Origin of the sequence: Pseudobacteroides cellulosolvens ATCC 35603 = DSM 2933, from assembly GCF_001262605.1 — a bacterium.
Lineage (GTDB): Bacteria > Bacillota > Clostridia > Acetivibrionales > DSM-2933 > Pseudobacteroides > Pseudobacteroides cellulosolvens.
The window spans coordinates 1,818,657-1,839,953 of record NZ_LGTC01000001.1 but is presented as its reverse complement, the minus strand read 5'-3'; the positions used below and the strand labels follow the sequence as shown (position 1 = coordinate 1,839,953).

General features: G+C 35.9%; 18 protein-coding genes and 1 tRNA gene. 17 read left to right on the top strand and 2 right to left on the bottom strand.

The window, feature by feature from the left end:
• The first annotated feature begins 4 nt into the window (after positions 1-4).
• Entirely contained in the window at positions 5-1,153 is a 1,149-nt protein-coding gene (locus tag Bccel_RS07475; protein ID WP_036942396.1) for a tyrosine-type recombinase/integrase, read from the top strand.
• Positions 1,154-1,393: 240 nt separating this feature from the next.
• Here the strand turns inward: Bccel_RS07475 and Bccel_RS07470 are convergent.
• A tRNA-Pro gene (locus tag Bccel_RS07470) sits at positions 1,394-1,468 on the bottom strand.
• A gap of 180 nt (positions 1,469-1,648) precedes the next feature.
• On the opposite strand from Bccel_RS07470, the gene Bccel_RS07465 reads away from it, so the two are divergent.
• Together Bccel_RS07465 and nifJ are read left to right on the top strand one after the other, a co-directional pair.
• Positions 1,649-2,788 (top strand): DUF4349 domain-containing protein, encoded by a 1,140-nt coding sequence (locus tag Bccel_RS07465; RefSeq protein ID WP_036942393.1) that lies wholly within the window; start codon positions 1,649-1,651, stop codon positions 2,786-2,788.
• A 79-nt stretch (positions 2,789-2,867) separates the two neighbouring features.
• Complete coding sequence (gene nifJ / locus Bccel_RS07460) at positions 2,868-6,389, top strand: pyruvate:ferredoxin (flavodoxin) oxidoreductase (RefSeq protein ID WP_036942390.1); 3,522 nt, start codon at positions 2,868-2,870, stop codon at positions 6,387-6,389.
• Positions 6,390-6,530: 141 nt separating this feature from the next.
• On the opposite strand, the gene Bccel_RS28755 is transcribed toward nifJ, so the two are convergent.
• On the bottom strand, positions 6,531-6,698 hold the full coding sequence (locus Bccel_RS28755; RefSeq protein ID WP_081926950.1) for a CDIF630_02480 family spore surface protein: 168 nt from the start codon (positions 6,696-6,698) through the stop codon (positions 6,531-6,533).
• Between the two features lie 172 nt (positions 6,699-6,870).
• Here Bccel_RS28755 and Bccel_RS07455 point away from each other — a divergent pair, with 172 nt between their 5' ends.
• The 14 genes from Bccel_RS07455 (at position 6,871) to Bccel_RS07390 (ending at position 21,291) form a co-directional block, all read left to right on the top strand.
• Positions 6,871-8,379: an IMP dehydrogenase gene (locus tag Bccel_RS07455; RefSeq protein ID WP_036942388.1), complete on the top strand. Its 1,509-nt coding sequence runs from the start codon at positions 6,871-6,873 to the stop codon at positions 8,377-8,379.
• A gap of 327 nt (positions 8,380-8,706) precedes the next feature.
• A complete protein-coding gene (locus Bccel_RS07450; protein ID WP_036942384.1) occupies positions 8,707-9,072 on the top strand; it encodes a Na-translocating system protein MpsC family protein in 366 nt (121 codons plus the stop codon).
• Between the two features lie 11 nt (positions 9,073-9,083).
• Positions 9,084-9,827 (top strand): ParA family protein, encoded by a 744-nt coding sequence (locus Bccel_RS07445; protein WP_036942381.1) that lies wholly within the window; start codon positions 9,084-9,086, stop codon positions 9,825-9,827.
• 1 nt (position 9,828) lies between these two features.
• Positions 9,829-10,473 carry a chemotaxis protein CheW gene (locus Bccel_RS07440; RefSeq protein WP_036942378.1) on the top strand — a complete coding sequence of 215 codons (645 nt, stop codon included), beginning with the start codon at positions 9,829-9,831 and terminating at the stop codon, positions 10,471-10,473.
• A 358-nt stretch (positions 10,474-10,831) separates the two neighbouring features.
• Positions 10,832-12,796, top strand: coding sequence for a methyl-accepting chemotaxis protein (locus tag Bccel_RS07435; protein ID WP_036942375.1), 1,965 nt, complete (start codon positions 10,832-10,834; stop codon positions 12,794-12,796).
• 18 nt (positions 12,797-12,814) lie between these two features.
• Positions 12,815-14,368, top strand: coding sequence for a chemotaxis protein CheW (locus Bccel_RS07430; protein ID WP_036942374.1), 1,554 nt, complete (start codon positions 12,815-12,817; stop codon positions 14,366-14,368).
• Positions 14,369-14,533: 165 nt separating this feature from the next.
• Positions 14,534-15,595: a protein-glutamate methylesterase/protein-glutamine glutaminase gene (locus tag Bccel_RS07425; RefSeq protein WP_036942371.1), complete on the top strand. Its 1,062-nt coding sequence runs from the start codon at positions 14,534-14,536 to the stop codon at positions 15,593-15,595.
• A gap of 15 nt (positions 15,596-15,610) precedes the next feature.
• Entirely contained in the window at positions 15,611-16,474 is an 864-nt protein-coding gene (locus Bccel_RS07420) for an STAS domain-containing protein (RefSeq protein WP_036942368.1), read from the top strand.
• Between the two features lie 19 nt (positions 16,475-16,493).
• Positions 16,494-16,955: an STAS domain-containing protein gene (locus tag Bccel_RS07415; RefSeq protein ID WP_081926949.1), complete on the top strand. Its 462-nt coding sequence runs from the start codon at positions 16,494-16,496 to the stop codon at positions 16,953-16,955.
• A complete protein-coding gene (locus tag Bccel_RS07410) occupies positions 16,942-17,337 on the top strand; it encodes an anti-sigma regulatory factor (protein ID WP_036942365.1) in 396 nt (131 codons plus the stop codon). Before Bccel_RS07415 ends, Bccel_RS07410 begins: the two co-directional genes overlap by 14 nt.
• A gap of 10 nt (positions 17,338-17,347) precedes the next feature.
• Positions 17,348-18,382: an ATP-binding SpoIIE family protein phosphatase gene (locus tag Bccel_RS07405; protein WP_036942362.1), complete on the top strand. Its 1,035-nt coding sequence runs from the start codon at positions 17,348-17,350 to the stop codon at positions 18,380-18,382.
• A gap of 10 nt (positions 18,383-18,392) precedes the next feature.
• Positions 18,393-19,397: a sensor histidine kinase gene (locus Bccel_RS07400; protein WP_036942359.1), complete on the top strand. Its 1,005-nt coding sequence runs from the start codon at positions 18,393-18,395 to the stop codon at positions 19,395-19,397.
• Positions 19,398-19,436: 39 nt separating this feature from the next.
• Positions 19,437-20,867, top strand: a complete 1,431-nt coding sequence (locus Bccel_RS07395) for an Hpt domain-containing protein (RefSeq protein WP_036942357.1) — start codon at positions 19,437-19,439, stop codon at positions 20,865-20,867.
• A gap of 4 nt (positions 20,868-20,871) precedes the next feature.
• On the top strand, positions 20,872-21,291 hold the full coding sequence (locus tag Bccel_RS07390; RefSeq protein ID WP_036942355.1) for a response regulator: 420 nt from the start codon (positions 20,872-20,874) through the stop codon (positions 21,289-21,291).
• The last annotated feature ends 6 nt before the right edge of the window (positions 21,292-21,297 follow it).

Genomic DNA, 21,297 nt, shown 5'->3' with positions numbered 1-21,297 from the left:
TGTTATGAATAAAAGAAACAATAATACAGGATCTATTACTTATCATAAACCAAGTGGAAAATATATGGGAAGAGTCAATGTTGGAAGAGATATTAATGGAAAAATGATTAGAAAGTGTGTTTATGGCAATACTGAGGGAGAAGTTGCTAAAGAAATGATTAAACTTCAAGCACAAGTATATGATGAAGTCTATTATGAACCTTCAAGAATGCTATTAAAACAATGGCTTAATCAATGGTTGAATACTTATAAAATTACAAGTTTAAAACAACAGACACTAGAATTATATAGAACGCTTATAGATACCATTATTAACCCTAAAATAGGAGATAACAAGCTAAAAGATATTAAACCCATACATATACAAGATTTTATAAATAAGCTTTATAATTTTGGAGAAGGTTATTCAACATCTACATTACAGAAAATCAAGAATATTTTAAATCCAGCATTTAAGTTAGCAATTAAAAATAAGCTTATTAATGAAAATCCATGTGATGGTTTACAACTCCCAAGACCTAAACAAAAACAAGTTGAAGCATTTACAAGAGAAGAACAAAATAGGTTTGAGACTAAAGCAAAAGAAAGTTCATTTTATGAGTTATTTATTTTTGCTTTAGATACAGGAGCTAGAAGTGGAGAAATATTAGCATTAAACTGGAATGACATTGATCTAAAAAAGGGCGAAGTAAAGATATCGAAAACTGTTATAAGTGTCAAAGACAAAGTTAAGGAAAAACTTGTAGTTAAAGTACAAGATACACCAAAAACTCAATCAGCTAATAGGTTAATTCCACTAACCAATAGATGTATTGATCTCTTAAAAGAAATGAAAAAGAAGCGATTCCAAAAAGGATTTGACGATCATAATATTGTATTTTGCAGTAAAGCAGGAACATATATGTTTCCTAAAAATCTTAGAAGATCAATGGATATCGTGTGTAATAAAGCAAATATCAATAAATCAGGTATGCATGTATTTAGACATAGCTTTGTTACTCGTCTCTTTGAAGAAAATGTACCTATAAAGGTTATAAGTAGTCTGATAGGGCATAACAAAATTGAAACAACACTAAATATTTATACTCATTTAACTCAGGATAATAAAGTAGATGCAATTAAAGTGTTAAATAATTTGGTTTTAGCTAAATAAATACACCAAAAGTTATACACCAATTTTTTATAGAAAAATACTATGAAAGTATTTAAAACAAAGGGTTCTAAGCAAAATAGTTATACACCAATTTATACACCAAAACAAATGATTATTAACGGTTTTATATGATAAATAATGATAAGAAACACCAAATCCTACCAAAACAAGTGCTTGCTTAATAATAGAAAAAATCCTCGAAACCATTCAGTTTCAAGGACTTTAAGTTTTGTAAACTAATCGGAGTGACCGGACTTGAACCGACGACCCCTTGCACCCCAAGCAAGTACTCTAGCCAAACTGAGCTACACCCCGACGACGCATTCTATTTTAACACAAAAAATAAATGTTGTAAATATGTGTTTTTTCCTTTTAATTAATTCAGTATTAGTAAATTTATACTGATTATATATAAATTTCTGGAACAAAATCATTTAGTATGCGTCTATGTATATAAACCATTCATGAATGAGATATAACAAAGGGGGCATATCCATGTTCAAAAAATCCTTGTCGGTTTTGATGCTGTTAATGATTGCAGTGTCAATATTTACTGGGTGCGGCAGCAGAAAGGAAAACACAAGTGAAGCACCTGCAGTAGCACTATCTGAGTATGGCTATAATGATTCAAAATCTAAGATATCACTTGACGGTTCCGTAGAGTATGACAATGTAGAGACAAAATTTAGTGAAAAGGTAGGTGGTGTTGCCGATAATTCAGGCAGCAAACCTGAAGCTGGAGCTGTAAACGGTAATAACAGTGAAGCAAATGCAATAACTGCCACAACAATATCATCAAACGATACTCCAAATAATGCAATCCTGTCTCAGAGAAAAATAATTCGCAATGCGTTTGTATCTATAGAGGTAGAAAACTTTGACAGTGCATATGGAAGGATTAAGTCAATGATTTCTACATATGGATTCATTCAGGAGTCAAATATTAGAAAAGACAAGGTATATGTTTCAGAGGGTGAAAAAAGCATAACAAGGGGCACAGTAATTATAAGAGTTGATAAGGATAGGTTTGACAGTATTATTGGGGATTTGAAGGGACTTGGAACGCTTATTAATGAAAATATAAAAAGCGATGATGTTACAGATAAGTTTTTTGATACTGAATCAAGATTACGGCTTATTAGATATGAAGAAAGCAGGCTTGAAGAATATCTCAAAAAAACTGCCGATCCGGATACTATTTTTAAAATAGAGAGCAGATTGACGGATATAAGGCATGAAATTGAGAACTTGACAGGTACGCTGAATAAAATGAAAGATATGGTTCAGCTATCTACCATAACAATTGAAATGAGTGAGAAGGCTCCACAATCCAAGCCTAAAAAAGAAGCTACATATTGGGAAAGGTTGGCTAATAGGTTTACTGAAAGCATCGGGGGAGTCGTAACTTTCTTAAGTGAGCTTATACTGGTGTTGGTGGAGTTGCTCCCAGTTTTGGTTTTAGTTGGTATAGTTATAATTGCTATTGTGGTGTTTTATAAGAAAGTCCTAAAGAAAAGGATTAGGCTTGCTTCTAAGAAGACTAAAGAAATAAAGGAATATTATGATGAAAATGAAGAATCTGATGAAGCAATAAATGAAGAGCATAATCAAATTAATAACCAAAAAAGAGATTAACAAACCCTATATTAGTACATTGGAATATTTTCTTTCTCCTTGGCAAAAAATAAAATCAAAAAGTTAAGGAGAATAAAATATGCCAAAACTTGAAACAATGGATGGTAATCAGGCTGCAGCCTATGCATCCTATGCCTTTACAGAGGTTGCAGCTATTTATCCTATTACACCATCATCTCCAATGGCTGAAGGTGTGGATGAATGGTCATCCCATGGAAAGACAAATATTTTCGGGCAGCAGGTGAAGGTGGTTGAGATGCAGTCGGAAGCCGGTGCTGCCGGTGCAATGCATGGGTCTCTGCAGGCAGGAGCACTTACAACAACATATACAGCCTCCCAGGGGCTGCTTTTAATGATACCAAATCTCTACAAGATGTCAGGTGAGCTTTTGCCTGGTGTGCTGCATGTTAGTGCAAGAGCAATTGCAACCCATGCATTATCCATATTTGGAGATCATCAGGATGTTATGGCATGCAGACAAACAGGCTCAGTGCTTCTAGCCTCATCAAATGTCCAGGAAGTTATGGATTTGGGATGTGTAGCTCATTTGTCGGCTATTAAGATGAGACTTCCTGTTATACATTTTTTTGATGGATTTAGAACTTCCCATGAGTATCAAAAAATAAGTATTATAGACTATAAAGACCTTGAAAGTATTGTTGACATGAATGCAGTAAATGATTTCAGGCAAAGAAGCTTAAATCCTGAGCATCCTGTTGCTAGAGGAACGGCACAAAATCCGGATGTTTATTTCCAGGGAAGAGAAGTGCAGAATCCCTTTTTTGACAGGGCTCCTGAAATCGTTGAAAGTTGCATGAATGATATTGAGAAAATTACAGGAAGAAAATATAAGCCCTTTGACTACTATGGTGCACCTGATGCTGAGTATGTTATTGTAGCTATGGGTTCTGCCTGTGATACAATTGATGAAACTGTTGATTATCTCATAAGTAAAGGTGAAAAGGTAGGAGCGGTAAGAGTTCATCTGTATAGGCCTTTTTCAATTAAGCATTTCTTTAATGTATTTCCTGGAAGTGCTAAAAAGATTGCTGTTCTTGACAGAACCAAGGAACCTGGAGCAACAGGTGAGCCTTTGTATTTGGATGTTGTTAAGGCATTTTCGAACAGGGCTGAGAAGCCATTGATTGTTGGCGGAAGGTATGGCTTGGGATCTAAGGATACAAGGCCTTCTCAAATACTTGCGGTATTTGAAAACTTGAAAAGTACAAGTCCAAAAGATAATTTTACAATTGGGATAGTTGATGATGTTACTAAAACTTCATTAAAGGAAACTGATGATATCGATACTTCTGGCAGCGGCACCATAAACTGCAAATTCTGGGGACTTGGTTCCGATGGTACAGTAGGTGCAAACAAAACTGCAATTAAAATCATCGGTGATAAAACAAACCTTTACGCACAAGGGTATTTTTCATACGACAGTAAAAAATCCGGCGGAACAACTGTATCTCACTTAAGATTCGGCAAAAATCCCATAAGATCTCCATACCTTGTGTATCAAGCTGATTATGTTGCATGCCACAACAAGTCCTTTATATATAATTATGATATTTTAAAGGGTTTAAAGCCTGGCGGCACATTTGTGCTCAATTGTCCCTGGACAGGTAAGGAACTTGATGAAAACCTTCCTGCTTACCTCAAAAGAGCTATTTCCAAAAATAACATAGGTTTCTATGTAATAGATGCTGTAAAAATAGCCGGAGAAGTAGGACTTGGAAACAGAATAAATATGGTTATGCAGTCGGCTTTCTTTAAGCTTGCTAATGTTATACCCTATGAGGATGCCCTAAATTATTTAAAGGAATCCATTGAAAAGACTTATGGGAAAAAGGGACAAAAGATTGTAGAAATGAACAAGGCGGCAGTTGATAAAGGCTCTAATGCACTCTTGAAGGTTGAGATTCCTCCTGATTGGGCTAATGCTGTGGAGGAACAAGGAGTGGAAAAGGACGAACCTGAATTTGTCAAAAGAATACAGAGGAAAATGGAGAAGCATGAGGGTGATGAGCTTCCTGTAAGTTCGTTTTTGGGTATGGAGGATGGAACGCATCCTCTTGGAACAACAACATATGAAAAAAGAGGTATTGCTGTTATGATACCTGAGTGGCAGATTGATAAATGCATTCAATGCGGTCAATGCTCCTATGTATGTCCACATGCTACAATCAGGTTGTTCCTTTTAAATGAGGAAGAACAGAATAGGGCTCCAGCCTCATTTAAAACCAAAGATGCTACCGGTAAGGGACTTGAAGGCTTTAAGCTGCGTGTTCAAGTAGCACCTCTTGATTGTACAGGCTGTGGAAACTGTGCAGATATATGCCCTACAAAGGAAAAGGCAATTATAATGAAGCCTGCAGAGCAGGAAATTGAAGCGGAAGCAGAGCATTGGGAATTTGCAACAACCATAATTCCAAAAGAGAACCTTTTAGATAAGAATACTCTTAAAGGAAGTCAGCTCCTAAGACCGCATCTGGAATTCAACGGTGCATGTCCAGGATGTGGAGAAACACCGTATGTAAGGCTTTTGACTCAGTTGTACGGCGACAGAATGATGGTTGCAAATGCTACAGGTTGCTCTTCTATTTGGAGTGCCAGTTCTCCTTCAATTTCATATTCCACCAATGCAGAAGGAAAGGGACCTGCATGGGCTAACTCACTTTTTGAAGACAATGCGGAATTCGGATATGGTATGTATTTAGGAGTAAGGCAGATCAGAGAAAGGCTTAGGGATCTGATGAAACAGGGATTGGACACTGATCTCGAGCCTAAAATAAAGGAAGCTTTTAATCTCTGGCTTAAGCATATGGAGGATGGAGAAGAATCCAAGAAGGCTGCAGAAATGGTTTTGGAAAGTATTAAGGACTACAAGGGAAGTCAGAGCAAGCTTATTAATGAGATAATTGAAAAGAAAGACTATCTAATAAAGAAATCCTTCTGGATGATTGGCGGTGACGGATGGGCATACGATATTGGATACGGAGGAGTGGACCATGTTTTAGCATCAGGTGATGATGTTAACCTTTTTGTAATGGATACAGAGGTTTATTCCAATACAGGAGGCCAATCCTCAAAGGCAACACCAACAGCGGCAGTAGCCAAGTTTGCTGCAGCAGGCAAAAAGATAAGGAAAAAGGACTTAGGGCTAATGGCAATGAGTTATGGCTACGTATATGTGGCTCAGATAGCTATGGGTGCCAATATGAACCAGACTATAAAAGCTATTTCCGAAGCAGAAAACTATAAGGGACCATCTCTTGTCATTGCATATGCACCATGCGTGAATCACGGTATTAAAACAGGTATGGGCACAAGTATACTACAGTCGAAAAGGGCTGTGGAATCGGGATACTGGCATCTATATAGATATAATCCGCTTTTGAAGGATGAAGGCAAAAATCCATTCATACTTGATTCCAAAGAGCCGACAAAGCCGTTTAAAGAGTTTATAAACAGTGAGATTAGGTATTCCCAGTTAATGAATGTATTCCCAGATATAGCAGGAGAGATGTTTGATATAGCGGAAGTACATGCTAAGGACAGGTTTGAAAGATATAAGAAAATGTGGGAGCATGGAGTGTAAATTGGAACAAAATAGCTTGAGATTTTTTCAACACTGATCTTTGTGGCGAAAAATTATGGTGTAGAATACACAATAATTTCTTAGACAATAAAACAACAGCCTCAGAACAATAATAAAGTTCGAGGCTGTTGTTTTTACTCATCATTTTTCATTTGTATCAACATATTCCTTGGAATTGCGTACCTGTATGTCACTTGGAATTGTTACGCAGGAATCGGATTTAACTGCTTCAATATTGGCCCATGCTGCTGTATCGTGTTTTTCAATTGGCTGCTTTGGATTGGTTTCTTTTGTAAGTTTCTTGTCCATATAAATCCCTCCAAGGCTTATTTTTTACTATTTATATTAATTTATTCAAATGTATTGACATAACGGGATTTGTAATATAAAATATCCAAATAGATTAAAAAATTAATCAGAAAACTTTAAAAAATTCCTAACGGGATTATTTTTTTATAAATTACTAAGGAGTGATAAGAAAATGGCTTTTTTCTACAATGAGCCTTCGAGAACTTTTAATGAATATCTTCTTATACCTAATCTGACAAGAAAAGATTGCATACCTGAAAATGTTAACCTGAAAACTCCAATTGCTAAATTCAAAAAGGGTGAAGAACCAAGTCTCCAGATGAATATTCCTATAGTATCTGCCATAATGCAAGCTGTATCGGATAATAATGTTGCGGTTGCTTTGGCAAGAAGTGGAGGACTTTCATTTATTTTTGGTTCTCAATCAATAGAATCGCAGTGCAGCATGGTAAGGCGAGTAAAAAAATATAAAGCAGGTTTTGTATTAAGTGATGCTAATATTACACCTGAAAGTTCTTTAAGAGAAGTGCTTAAAATAATAGAAAGAACAGGGCATTCCACTATTGCTGTCACACATGACGGTACGCCTACCGGAAGGCTTGAAGGGATTCTGACAAGCAGAGATTACCGTTTAAGCAGATGCAGTCTTGATGAAAAGGTTAAAGAATTTATGACGCCGTTTTCACAATTGATATATGGAAAAGACGGTATAAGCCTTAAAGAGGCAAACGATATAATATGGGAGAACAAGCTCAATTGTCTTCCAATTGTTGATAGCAAACAAAATCTTGTTTATCTCGTTTTCAGAAAGGATTATGACTCACATAAGGAAAACCCCAATGAACTTTTAGACAAGAATAAAAGCTTGATGGTAGGGGCTGGAATTAATACAAAAGATTATAAGGACAGGGTTCCTGCATTGGTAGAAGCGGGAGTGGACATCCTGTGTATTGATTCATCTGATGGATATACCGAATGGCAGGGAGATACTTTAAAATGGATTAAGGAAACCTTTAACGGAGAAGTTAAAGTTGGCGGCGGTAATGTTGTAGATAAAGAAGGATTTTTGTACCTCGTAGAATGTGGTGCCGATTTTGTTAAGGTTGGAATAGGCGGCGGTTCCATATGTATTACAAGAGAACAGAAGGGTATCGGAAGAGGACAGGCTACATCTCTTATTGAGGTTGCAGCAGCAAGGGATGAATACTTCCAAAAAACCGGTATTTATGTTCCTTTGTGTTCTGACGGTGGAATAGTTCATGATTACCATATTACTCTGTCACTTGCGATGGGTGCAGATTTTGTTATGATGGGTAGATACTTTGCAAGGTTTGATGAAAGCCCTACACAAAAGCTTATGGTTGGTAACAATTATGTTAAAGAGTACTGGGGAGAAGGCTCAAAGCGTGCCCGCAACTGGGAAAGATATGATCTGGGAGGAAGCCAGAAACTTTCTTTTGAAGAAGGTGTAGATTCCTATGTTCCTTATGCAGGCAAATTAAAGGATAATCTTGATATTACCCTTCACAAGATTAAGTCAACAATGTGCAACTGCGGATCAACATCAATTGATGAGTTCCAGAGGACTGCAAGGCTTACTCTAGTGTCCTCAACCAGTATAATAGAGGGTGGAGCTCATGACGTTATTCTTAAGGAACAAAACATGTTTGCCAATGGATGATGATTTGAAGTAAATTTGTTAACATAATGATGTTTTATAAGAAGCTAATGCAAAATAATTACTTATAAGGTTATTTTGCATTAGCTTTTTTCTTTAAGAATTCCGCGAAGAAATGACACTGTCATAAGTGCCATTTTAGCTAAGTATGCCAATGATAGAATAAAATACATTTGATTCGTTTGAAAAAATGGCGATATAAAATAAAAATCCAGTATTAAGAATGATGTATAAATATCCGATAAGAATTCAGTAATTACTTTATAAAATGAATTAAGATAGATACACCTTTGAAAGACACAATAATATTCTAAAGGCTGGTTTAATTAGATGATAAAAAGACAAATAGAGGCCAAAATTAGTGATGCTGTAAGTAAATTTGAAACTGAAGTTTATGGAAAAGGGCCAAAGTCCATTAGGACAATCATCTCTCAAGATCTAATAATAATTCGTACAGGGAATATAATTAGTCTTGCTCAGCGTAAAATTGCTGAGAATATTGAAGGTATAAAACAAATAAAGGAATTTAAAGTAACTCAGTTTGAGGCGACAAAAGATTATCTCAAAGACCTTGTTATAAAAATTGTCAATTGTGATGTTATAAGTTCGCATTATGAAACAAGTACTAAAACTGGGGAAAACCTGATTATACTAGCAATGAGAGAGAATATTGAAGAAAAATTTATTGTAAGATAATGGGGTATACTATGAAAAAAATTGCAGTAATTAATAATAAGGGTGGGGTAGGAAAAAGCACGGTATCTGTCCAGATAGCGCATGGCCTGGCTTTAAAAGGTTTTAAAATACTGCTCATAGATCTGGATGGACAGAATGATTCAAGCATGTTTCTAGGATTTACTCAGGATGACTACAAAAATACTTTTTTTGATCTGATTAATAATAGAAATTGCTGCACAATAGAAGAATGTATTATAAGTGCCCGTGAAAACCTTGATCTTCTCCCGTCAATGCACATAGAACAGATAAATTCGCAGTTCCACAGGATATCCAGAATAGATTTAGTACTTAATGAATTATTAGCGGGTTTGGAAAGTTTAAGATATGATTATGTAATTATAGACTGCGGACCCCAAAGAACAAAAATAAATGATGCTGTTCTTTGCTATGTAGATAATATTGTACTGCCTGTCCAGGTTGAAGCAGCTTCAGTAAGAGCGATAGGAAATATATATGAATATCTGGCAGATCTTAGATTAGACCCTGATATGATATCATTGGTTATTCCTAATATGTTTGATCAAAGGACTAATGATAGCAAAGAAAACCTGGAGTTTTTAAAGGAATTCTTTAGCAACAGCAATATATTATCTGAGCCTATTCACAGGAGAATAAAGCTTACAGAGGCAGGAAAGCTGGGTAAAACAGTATTTGAGTTTGATAATGTAGCGGCAAATCAATTTTCATTAGTTGTAGAAAGGCTGATTGGGTAAAATGGCAAAAAAAACTACTAGTGATAAAATGGGTGATAAGTTAAAAAATAACTTCGAAAAAGTAAAACTTGATATTCAGAGGAAGAAGGAACTTGCCGAAAAAAATATGGATGAAAAGAAAAAAGATTATTATCCCGAGGAAACAACTAATCTGCAGAATCCACCTAAGAGTTTACCGAATAATTTACATGATAAGTTAATAATTGAAGAAACACATAATGTTAAGTTTCTAAACTTTAGCTTGAATAATACCGAGTACGCTATAGAACTAAAGTATGTTAATGAGATTGTCAGGTATTCCGGTGTTGTAAAAATACCCAGGAGTAAAGAGTACCTGGTAGGTATAATAAACCTTAGGGATCAAATAATATCAGTAGTTAATATAGGATATTTTCTTGATGAAGTGGAGTTTCTTCCAAATGATAATTCGAGAATAATTATCATTACTGTAGATCAAATTTTGTATGGGATTTTGGTTAATAAAGTATCTCAAGTATTGAATATCTCATCAAACAGTATCAGGAACTTTCAGGAAAGTGAAAAAGGCAGAAACGGAAAAGTACTAAAAGGAATTGACAGCTCAGATAATGGGGATAAGATAACTCTGTTGTTGGATATAAGTAAGTTTGGATTTATACCCCAATGATATGTTAAAAATTAAATATATTAATGGGTACTTTGAAAAGGCAAAGATGCTAGTTCAAGGTATGCCTCCTTACTTTCTTAATATAGGTTGACTTTGTGAATGGTAAAGCAATGCCAGTTACATGTAGGCCAATATAACTAACATGATATAAAAATATATTTATATTATGTTAATTGTATTGGCCTTTATTCGTCTATTGGAAATTATGGCCCAACCTTGTTGTTTCCGGTTTTTTCACTTACGAATTTTGGGTGTAGGGAGACGATCAAGTTTTATATAAGTATTGGGAATTTTTAAATGTAGTAATAGAAGTTGGTAAATACTTTCAAACATCAAAAAAACTGGAGGTATCAATTTTATGGAAAAAAGACTTGCAAAGCCTGCTACTACGTCTAGGGCTTCATCAGTAGGTGAAAAACGTACTGAACAAACCTCAGTACAAAATAATGCCAATGATATTGAAAAGAAAAGGGAGCTGGCTAAAAAGCAGGCACAGGAGAAAGTAAAAGCCAGAACCCTTGCAAAACAGCAGCAGATGGCGGAAAGAATTGCCGCTACAACTGAACAGCTGGCTTCAGGTATTGAAGAATCCAGTAATGCTGCGAAAGAACTAAGTGCAACAATGGGCCAGATAGCAACTGGGGCAAACGAAGCATCGTCAGCTGCTGAAGAATCCAGAGCAGCAATAAACCAGATTGATAAAGCTTCGGTAATTGCTGACAAGAGGGCTAAGGAATCATTACAAAAGGTTGATGAAGCACAAGTCTTAATAAAAGCAACAGCGGGTGATATAGAACAGCTTGTAAAGGGAATTAAGGAGTCGGCTGATACGAATCTAGAGTCTGTTAAACTGGTTACAGCGTTGGAAAAACAGTCTGATGAGATTGGAAATATAGTTCAGGCCGTTGTAAGGATAGCGGATCAAACCAACCTTCTTGCACTGAATGCAGCAATTGAAGCAGCACGGGCAGGTGAACACGGAAGGGGGTTTGCTGTTGTTGCTGACGAAGTTAGGAATCTGGCTGAAATATCAGAAAAATCAGCTAGAGATATAAGAGAACTGGTTAATGATATACAAAAGAATGTAAAAGTTGTTGTTGGTGACATAGACTCTGCAACAAAATCGGCAAATGAAGAGATTGAAAAATCTAAGAAGGTTACATCAGATTTAGTTAAAATAAACGATGAAGTTGCTTTAGTACAAAAAGGTGTTAATGAAGTATCGCAAAATGCTGTAGATGCCAATAAAGGTGCTGCTGAGTTTTTATCCCTTGCTGAACAGGTTGCGGCGGCTGCCGAACAGCAAAGCAGTGCAGCGGAAGAGATTGATAAGTCCTTGTCTGAACAGAACAAGGCATTTGAAGAGTTGAATGTTGCATCAGCTGAACTTGCGCAATTGGCAGAGGAATTGAAGGTATCTACTGATGCTCAAAAATCCTCAGAAACTTTAGCCGCTGCAGCAGAGGAGTTATCAGCAAATGTTGAGGAAGCTAATGCATTATCAAGCCAGATAATGACCGCTATGACACAGATATCTACAGGTGCCAAAGCACAGGCTGAGATTACTGATAAAGCAGGGACTTTAGCAGAAAGGCTTTCTGTGGCAGCTAAACAGATGAACGAAAGTGCCGGAGAAGCTAACGATAAGGTATCTGAACTTCAAAAATTGATAGAAGCCAATAAAATTGGAGTAGATAATCTAATTGAAGGAATTTCTTCAGCTGCACAATCAAGTACTGTATCTGCAAAGAATATAAAGAACCTAGAGGAGACTACTAGGAAAATTGATAAAATTGTTGATGCCATTGTCAATGTGACTATTCAAACCAATATGCTTGCAGTAAACGGATCAATTGAAGCAGCACGTGCCGGTGAATTTGGGCGAGGTTTTTCTGTAGTTGCAGGTGATATCAGGACATTAGCCAATGAGTCTGCAGAAAATACAGATAAAATTAAAGATCTTGTAAGGGGAATTCAGAGTCAAATACTGAGAGTTTCCTCAGATATAGATATTTCAAGTAAAACAGCATTCTCAGAAGCAGAAAAAGCAAAAAGGATTACAGAGTCTTTAAATGGAATCGAAGAGAATATGACATCAATTCTCATGGGAGTAAAAGAAGTTGCCAAAGGTGCGGGAGAATCAATGGTAGCACTTGAACAGGCAAGAAAGGGAATTGAGCAGATTGCAGCAGCAGCACAGGAGGCTTCAAAGGCAGCTAATGAGGCTTCAAATGCGGCATCTGAACAAGCAAGAGGTATGCAGGAGCTGGCAGAAGCCATTGAGGAAATATCAAGTTTGGCTGATGAATTACAAAACATGTAATGGAATGGGGGTATAGCAATGGCTTCTCAGGTAAATGCATCAAGCTTTACAGAGATACAGCTGGTTACCTTTCATCTTGGACATGAGGAGTTTGGAGCAAATATAATGAATGTCAAAGAAATTGTCAGGGTAACAGACATAACAAAGGTTCCTAATGCTCCATCATACATAGAGGGTGTGTGCAACTTAAGAGGAAGCGTCCTACCTATTATTGATGGCAGATCCAGGCTGAGTATGGAAAAAAAAGAGAAGGATGAAAACAGCAGGGTGCTTGTTATTGATATTAACGGAAAAGCTACAGGTATGATTGTTGACAAGGTATCTGAGGTTATGAGGGTTAATACATCTGAAGTAGAGCCTCCGCCTGCAGTTATTAAAAACATTGATACCGATTATATCAGCGGTGTTGTGAAGTTAAACAGCGGAAAAAGACTTATTATGTTCTTAGAGCTGTTAAAGATACTTAATATGGATGACATGGAAGGTTTGAATGAAATAATAGACAACATGTCCAACAATTCAGGTACGGCAGAATCAATAGCCACATCAACTAAAGAAATGTTAGAGGAGGAGCAGCTTGTTTCCTTTATGATTGGGAAAGAAGAGTATGCACTAAACATAATGCAGGTTAAGGAAATCATAAGGGTGCCGGAGATAGTAAAGGTACCAAACTGCGAGCATTATATTGAAGGAGTTGTATCCATTAGAAATCATCTGCTGCCCATCTTAAACTTAAGAAGATATTTCGGAATGGAAGATGATGATCTAACCGACCATACCAGAATCCTCATAGTGGATATGGGTAATATGACCTCTGGAATTTTAGTAGACAAGGTTACAGAGGTCATAAGAGTACCGACAAGCGTAATACAACCTCCGCCACCTGTATTTTACAATGCAGACGGTGAGCAGATTAAAGGAATAGCCAAGCTTAATAATGGTAAAAGGCTGTTGCTTCTCTTAGAACCTACAAAGCTGCTTTCAATGGATGAACTTAGTAATATAAAAAGTTACCAGGAATCATCTTCAGAAGAAGAGACCAAAAGCATTGAAAGACAGCTTATGGATGAGGAGCAGTTGGTTACATTTAAACTGGATAATGAGGAATTTGCCATAAAAATAACCGATGTGCAGGAAATAAACAGGATGACAGAAATAACAAAGATACCCAGGGCACCATATTTTATTGAGGGTATAGTCAACTTAAGGGGTAATATTATTCCTGCACTGGATCTAAGAAAACTTTTTGGTCTCTCAGACCAAGAAAAGACAGATTCTACAAGGGTTATTATAGTGGATGTAGAGAGTAAGAAGACAGGAATAGTTGTCGATGCTGTATCTGAGGTATTGAGGTTTGAAAAAAGCTATATTGAAGCACCTCCTAAAATATTATCCAGCGGTATAGATACTGAGTATATTGAAGGGGTTGGAAAGCTGGACAGCGGAAAGAGGATGATACTCATTCTAAGCCTTAGAAAGGTTCTTAAGTTTAATGAGAAACCATCCATTGAAGTTGAGCCGGAAAAGAAGGTTGAGACAGCAAAAGGAAAGGCCAAGAAGCAACCAGTATAAAAAACTGTTTAATGTCACTGAAGACAGTTTCATAAACAAGTGAAATTGTTTATCTCTCTCCCGTATTACTAATTGTTTATTTCAAAAGGTAAACCCGGGAGAGGGATGGGTGATTACCATTAGTTGAGAATGATTGATATCTTCTTATGTTTTGGAGGGACAACCATGGAGAGAATCAAGGTATTAATTGTTGATGACTCAGCACTTATGAGAAAGGCTATAAAGGAAATCATATCTACTGATTCCAGCTTGGAAGTGATAGGGGTGGCAAGAGATGGTGAAGATGCTATTTTAAAAGCAAGGGAATTGATGCCGGATGTAATTACCATGGATATAAACATGCCTCTTATGGATGGTCTTACTTCTATGCAGCATATTCTTAATGAATTTCCTAATGTTGCTGTTATTGTTTTAAGTTCACTGTCTCAGGAAGGAGCACTCATCACATTCGAAGCACTTGAACTTGGTGCATTTGATTTTGTTGCCAAGCCATCTGGAACAGTATCCTCAAATATATACATTGTCGGAAAAGAGATCATTGAAAAGGTAAAGGCAGCTTATAAGTACTCGAGAAAATGCAGTATCAGAGGAAGGATTGAAAGACCAATTATAAAGCCGAATAGAGAAAGGCCAGCAGTAAGCACATCATCTTTAAGTAAATCGTGTGCATCCAAGGTAGTTGTGATAGGAATATCAACTGGCGGGCCCAACACACTTATGGAGGTCCTTCCAATGATTCCTGTTGATCTTAAAGCAGCCATAATTATTGTTCAGCACATGCCACCTGCGTTTACATCAACCTTTGCGAGGCGGATAAATGACGCAAGTAAAATCGATATCAAAGAAGCAGAAGTAGGGGACAAAGTAGTTAATGGTAAAGGTTTTCTTGCTCCTGGAGGATATCATCTCACAGTTAGGAAAGAGGGAATCAGATTAACAAATACACCAAAGACACTATTTATGCCCTCTGTAAATGTTACTATGGAGTCAGTATTGGAGTGTTACGGAGGCAAAAACGTTATAGGGGTATTGATGACAGGCATGGGTGATGATGGTGCTGATGCTATGGTAAAGATAAGAAAAGCAGGAGGCATAACAATTGCAGAGGATGAGTCTACTGCTGTAGTTTTCGGTATGCCAAGAGAAGCTATTGAACGTGGAGGTGCCCAAATAGTGGCACCATCACATAGAATTCCCAATGAAATAATAAGAGCAGTGATGAGATAGGAGAATAATGAAAATATGGACAAAATAAATAGTGTAAAGACCTATGAATTACTAATAAATAAAAAGGATATTATCGTAGACTTATGGGAAAAAGAAATAAAACTAAACAAAATCATTAAAAAGAGTGTACTTTCGGATAATGATGTCAAAAGCTTTTGTACTCAGATTCTAGATGTTTTTATGTCCATGCTTAGTGAAGATAAAGTATCTTTAAATGCTATGGATTCTAATGGTATAAAAGGGTCATTGGAACTTTACTCAAGGACCACTGCTTTAAAAGGTATGGGACCTATGGAAATAAGCATGTATATATATTCATTGAAGACAATTGTTTTTAAAGTTTTGCAAAAAGATTTTAGTGATGATAATGCTTCAATAAATTCAGAAATTATAAGGCTGTCCGATGTATTTGATAAAATGAGTTTATTTACATTCAACCTTTATGTGAAGGAAAGAGAAAACATTATTTTAAGGCAGCAGCAGGATATGATAGAGTTATCAACTCCGGTAATAAGTGTGTGGGATAGGATACTGGCAGTACCTCTTATTGGAACACTTGACAGCAAAAGAACACAGTTAATAATGGAGAAACTTTTAGAAATGATTGTTGAAACCGGATCATTAGTTGCAATTATTGATATTACGGGAGTGCCAACTGTTGATACGCTTGTTGCAAACCACCTTCTAAAAACAGCAAGTGCAATCAAACTGCTTGGAGCAGAAATCATTATTACCGGTATTAGTCCTGCAATTGCCCAGACCATGGTACACCTGGGGGTGGATTTGTCGGGCGTTATGACAAAAGCATTAATGGCAGATGGTATAAAATTAGCATATGATATGATGGATTATCGAGTAGTGAAAGTAAAAAAGAGCTAGAGGTAATGGAGAGATATAAATGGAAAAAATACCAATACTAAAGATTAACAACATACTAATTGTATCCTTGCAGGGAGACTTAACTGATAGGTCCATAGTGAACTTCCAACAGGATATTTTAGAGAAAATTTACAAGAATAAAGCGGTTGGAGTTCTTATTGATATATCTGTGTTGGATATAATTGATTCATTTTTGGGGAGAGTTATTTCCGATACAGCCAGGATGATAAGATTATTGGGCTCGGAAATCATGATTGTAGGCATGAAACCTTGTGTTGCCATCACTTTGGTTGAATTAGGCTTGGAAATAGGCAGTGTCAATACCGCCTTGGATATGGAGTCTGGAATTGAGAAACTTAAAAGAGAAATTAAATCTCAATGCATAGAAGAAGTAGATGAGTCAGCATTAACAGGAAGATTGGCGGATGATGGGTTAGATGGGAATGATCAGCTGGGAGAGGAACTAGATGATACTTTATGAGGTTATGATAAATGAAGAACGTGACATAGTGATTGCCCGGCAAAAGTCAAGAGAAGCGGCCAAGGAAATGAATTTTGGTTTGGTTGATCAGACCAGGATCATAACGGCGGTAAGTGAGCTTTCTAGAAATGTCTATGAACATGCCGGAAGTGGCAGGGTTGTTATTGAAGTTATTTCAAATGGATCACAAAAGGGTCTTATGTTTTCATTTATTGATGAAGGGCCAGGAATTGAAGATATTGAACTTGTTATGAAAGAAGGGTTTACTACCGGAAAGGGTATGGGTTTGGGCCTTCCGGGCAGCAAAAGGCTGATGGACTACTTTTTCATAACATCCCAGGTTGGAATAGGTACAAAGGTTGTTATTAAGAAATGGATTTAAGGGGGTGGTTTTGATAGATATACTGGATATACGAGGGGATTATGATATAGGTACAGCAAGGCGAAGTATTACACAAATATGCTCACGTTTAGGATTTAATGAACGTGAAGTAGGTGAAATATCTATTGTTGTTACAGAATTATGTACCAATATTATAAAGCATAATGCGGTTGATGGAAAAGTCATAGTAACAGAAATCTCTGAAGGCGGGAGAATGGGAATAGAGATAACTGTTGAAGACAAAGGTCCAGGAATAGCTGATGTAGATGAGGTTATCAGAGATGGATTTTCTACAAAAGGCACTATGGGCACAGGATTAGGGGCTGTTAAAAGGCTGATGGATTCATTTGAGATATATTCTAATATCAAGGATAGTAAATATTTAAGGTATCCCTTTGAAGAAATATGTGCCGGTACAGTAGTTACAGTTAAAAAATGGTTAAATTGTAAGTTGGATCCATATAATAATGATATAAAAGTAAGTGTAATGAGCAGACCATATCCGGGGTTTAATATAAATGGAGACTCATATTATGTGAAACACTTAAATGATAAAGAAATTATCGCAGTTATAGACGGTCTGGGGCATGGAAATGAAGCTCATAAAGCCTCAACATTGGCAGCAAGAACAATAGAGCACAATTATCATAAAAACCTTACAGAAATAATATTTTCTGTTAATGATGCATTAAAACAGACACGTGGAGCGGCAATGGGTATAGTGGTCATAGATAAGTTTAAAAATGAATTTGAGTATTCCTCCATAGGTAATATAGATATAAGGTATGTCAGTGAAGATAGGACTGAGATTATGATGCCAACAAATGGTATCCTGGGCAGTAAAGTAAATAGTATTAAAACATATAAACGATTTTACAAAAGTGGTGCCGCAGTGGTTATGTGTTCGGATGGGATTTCTACAAGATGGGATATACGGAACTATCCGGGGATTTTGCTGAAAAACCCGGCTATTTTGTCCAATACAATTATGAGAGACTTTGGCAAAGAAACTGATGATGCAACTGTTTTAGTTGCTTTTATATAGGGCGATGATTATGAAAAATGATTGTTTAAAGTGGTATCTCTTATTTAAATATATGATGGATGAAAGGCACAGGCTGGAGGATGAAATAGATAAGCTCACTGAAGAGTTGTTAGAAACTAACACAGGAGTCCTTGCAATTGTTCAAGAATTTGAAGAATCCAATGAAAGTCTACTTAGAAGTGATGAGGAAAAGAATAGATTTCTTGAAAACTTAAAAAAAGCCAATAAGGAGCAGTTAGATAAAATAAAAACCCAGGAAAAAGCACTGATACAAGCTGATAAAATGGCATCGCTAGGACAGTTGGTAGCTGGTGTGGCTCATGAAATAAATAACCCCACGACCTATATACGGTCTAATATAGAATTGCTTCAAAAATATTGGAATATTGTAATAGGGCATATTGATGTCCAAGGGGATGAAAGAATCAAAATAGTAATAGGAGACTTTGATGAGGTCATAAAATCTATGTACAAGGGTACCGAGAGAATAATGGATATTGTAAATGGACTTAAATTTTTTTCAAGACAGGAAAAGGTGGGATACTCCTCTGTTGATTTGTTTGATTGTCTTGAGGACTCACTGAAATTGATTAAGAATGAAATTGTCAGGCATAAAATTACATTTATAAACAGCATCCATAAGGACAGATATATTATAAACGGCTCTAAACAACAATTGGAGCAGGTTTTTATAAATTTAATACTTAACTCAATAATAGCCATAAGAAAGCAAAATGAATCTCATGGATGTATTGAAATAAAAACATTACTTAAACATCATAATTTTGTATCTGTAATTGTAAGTGATAATGGATGTGGAATTAAGGAAGAAAACTTAACAATGATTTTTAATCCTTTTTATACTACTTACCTGGATGAAGGTGGTACTGGGCTAGGCCTTTCAATAGTCTATGGGATAATAAAAGAACATCAGGGCAGTATTGATGTATTTAGCAAGTTAAATGAAGGGACAGAAATAATTATTAATCTGCCTTTAATAGAGCAAAACCTGTAGTGAGAATTTCCTAGACATAAAATAAAAGGAGGGCCCAAAATGGATGAGCATATAAATATATATTTTGAAGATGCTTTTGACTTTTTGCAAAATGCGGAAGAGGCACTTTTAAGGCTTGAAGAAAGATATTCTCAGGAAGATATTAACCAACTCTTCAGATCTGCACATTCATTAAAAAGCTCTTCTGCATCGGTAGGATTTGATGAGATTGCGAGCCTTACACATAAAACTGAGGACATGCTGGATCTTGTAAGAAAGGGAAGCTTAAAACTGGATAAGTATATCATAAATCTTTGTTTTGATGCTTTTGATACTACCAGAAAGTTTATTTGTATAAGATCTGATTCTATAACTGAAGATCTACCCAAAGATATAGCGGATTTTTCAAAGGAAATTGAAGATGAAATATCAAAGCTCATAAAGGACAAGCACGAAAAGATTGAGCATAAAGAAATAAGTATGAACTTTCATAAGGAACATGAAATATATAGCAACACTTTTTTTGTATATCTGGTATTTGAGAAGGATACTCCCATGCTAAATGTCAGAAGGTTCATGCTTTTAAATGCAATAAACGATATGGGAGCTGTTTTGTATTCTAGTCCATCTCATCAGGTAATGGTTGACATAAGCAGTGAGGATAGCAATAAAACATATCAAAGCATTATTTCGACAAACAGGAATGAAGATGAACTATTACAGATTCTTGATGTTGGTGATATAAAGATGATTAAGATTATAAATGTTACCGGCAACTATATCGAAGAGAGTGAGATTAGATTCAAGTCAAAAGATATAGATTTTTTTGATACATTTTTTAAAAACTTTAAGGCTATTGCCAATCTGGTATTTAATTTTTCAATGGATATGGATTTTCACGAGTTGAACAGATCACAAACTATAGACTGGCTTTATAAAGTACTGGAAGGTACTATGGAAGAATTCAGATTTCACATAGATACAAGAAGACTAGTAAAGTATAAAGAGGATATATTTGTTTTAATTGAAATTCTGGCACATTATTTGGAATATCCCAATTATGCATCTCGTAATACCATAGCTTTATTGCAAAAAATTTTTATAGATATCATAAGAGAAATCTATGAATTAATAGAAAATAACATTGTTTTTAGAAAAATTAAGTTGCATGCAAAATCTCAAATATCATTACTGCATGAACTGACCAGCCGCATTGATAAAAATGTTTTTAAAAATATTATAATAGACATCAGTGAGATTGAAATGATTGAGCCGGAAGATATAAAAACATTTATTACAATTAATAGAGAGCTTGCGGATGATAATATAGGCTTTTTTCTGATTAATAATGGGATTTACAGGAAAAGAATTTACAATATACTTGATTCACTAAATGATATTGAACCTTTTAAAATATATTACTCAGAAGTTGAAGCAATTTTGGGATTTAACTGGGGCAGTAGAAGAAAGCACTTTAGAATGGAGGGATAGAGAAATGAATAAACAAAACTACAAGATCCTTATTGTGGATGATGAAAGTGACATACTTGAATCTCTGAAAAAAAATCTTGTGCTGGAGGGATACCGTGTTGAAACAACTGAAGATTCACAAGAAGCATTGGAAAGGATTAAGAACGACAAATTCCATATTGTTTTGACAGATATAGTTATGCCAAAAATGGATGGAATAGAGCTTTTAAGAGAGATAAAATCCTATGATGCTCTGGCCCAGGTCATAATGATGACAGGTTATTCCACTATGGATAAAACAATTAAGTCATTGGAAAGCGGGGCTAATGATTATATTCTAAAGCCATTTAAAAGTGTTGAGTATGTAATTAGCATAATTAACCTGTCAATAGACAAGCTGGAAAGATGGAGGGAGTCAATCAGGGGAATTGTAAAAGATGTCTAAGCATTA

Coding starts and splice junctions, on each gene's coding strand:
- Bccel_RS07390 (WP_036942355.1), top strand. CDS start 20,872: ATGAATAAACAAAACTACAAGATCCTTATTGTGGATGATGAAAGTGAC.
- Bccel_RS07415 (WP_081926949.1), top strand. CDS start 16,494: ATGGAAAAAATACCAATACTAAAGATTAACAACATACTAATTGTATCC.
- Bccel_RS07395 (WP_036942357.1), top strand. CDS start 19,437: ATGGATGAGCATATAAATATATATTTTGAAGATGCTTTTGACTTTTTG.
- Bccel_RS07435 (WP_036942375.1), top strand. CDS start 10,832: ATGGAAAAAAGACTTGCAAAGCCTGCTACTACGTCTAGGGCTTCATCA.
- Bccel_RS07400 (WP_036942359.1), top strand. CDS start 18,393: ATGAAAAATGATTGTTTAAAGTGGTATCTCTTATTTAAATATATGATG.
- Bccel_RS07430 (WP_036942374.1), top strand. CDS start 12,815: ATGGCTTCTCAGGTAAATGCATCAAGCTTTACAGAGATACAGCTGGTT.
- Bccel_RS07445 (WP_036942381.1), top strand. CDS start 9,084: ATGAAAAAAATTGCAGTAATTAATAATAAGGGTGGGGTAGGAAAAAGC.
- Bccel_RS07425 (WP_036942371.1), top strand. CDS start 14,534: ATGGAGAGAATCAAGGTATTAATTGTTGATGACTCAGCACTTATGAGA.
- Bccel_RS07455 (WP_036942388.1), top strand. CDS start 6,871: ATGGCTTTTTTCTACAATGAGCCTTCGAGAACTTTTAATGAATATCTT.
- Bccel_RS07420 (WP_036942368.1), top strand. CDS start 15,611: ATGGACAAAATAAATAGTGTAAAGACCTATGAATTACTAATAAATAAA.
- Bccel_RS07410 (WP_036942365.1), top strand. CDS start 16,942: ATGATACTTTATGAGGTTATGATAAATGAAGAACGTGACATAGTGATT.
- Bccel_RS28755 (WP_081926950.1), bottom strand. CDS start 6,698: ATGGACAAGAAACTTACAAAAGAAACCAATCCAAAGCAGCCAATTGAA.
- Bccel_RS07475 (WP_036942396.1), top strand. CDS start 5: ATGAATAAAAGAAACAATAATACAGGATCTATTACTTATCATAAACCA.
- Bccel_RS07465 (WP_036942393.1), top strand. CDS start 1,649: ATGTTCAAAAAATCCTTGTCGGTTTTGATGCTGTTAATGATTGCAGTG.
- Bccel_RS07440 (WP_036942378.1), top strand. CDS start 9,829: ATGGCAAAAAAAACTACTAGTGATAAAATGGGTGATAAGTTAAAAAAT.
- Bccel_RS07450 (WP_036942384.1), top strand. CDS start 8,707: ATGATAAAAAGACAAATAGAGGCCAAAATTAGTGATGCTGTAAGTAAA.
- nifJ (WP_036942390.1), top strand. CDS start 2,868: ATGCCAAAACTTGAAACAATGGATGGTAATCAGGCTGCAGCCTATGCA.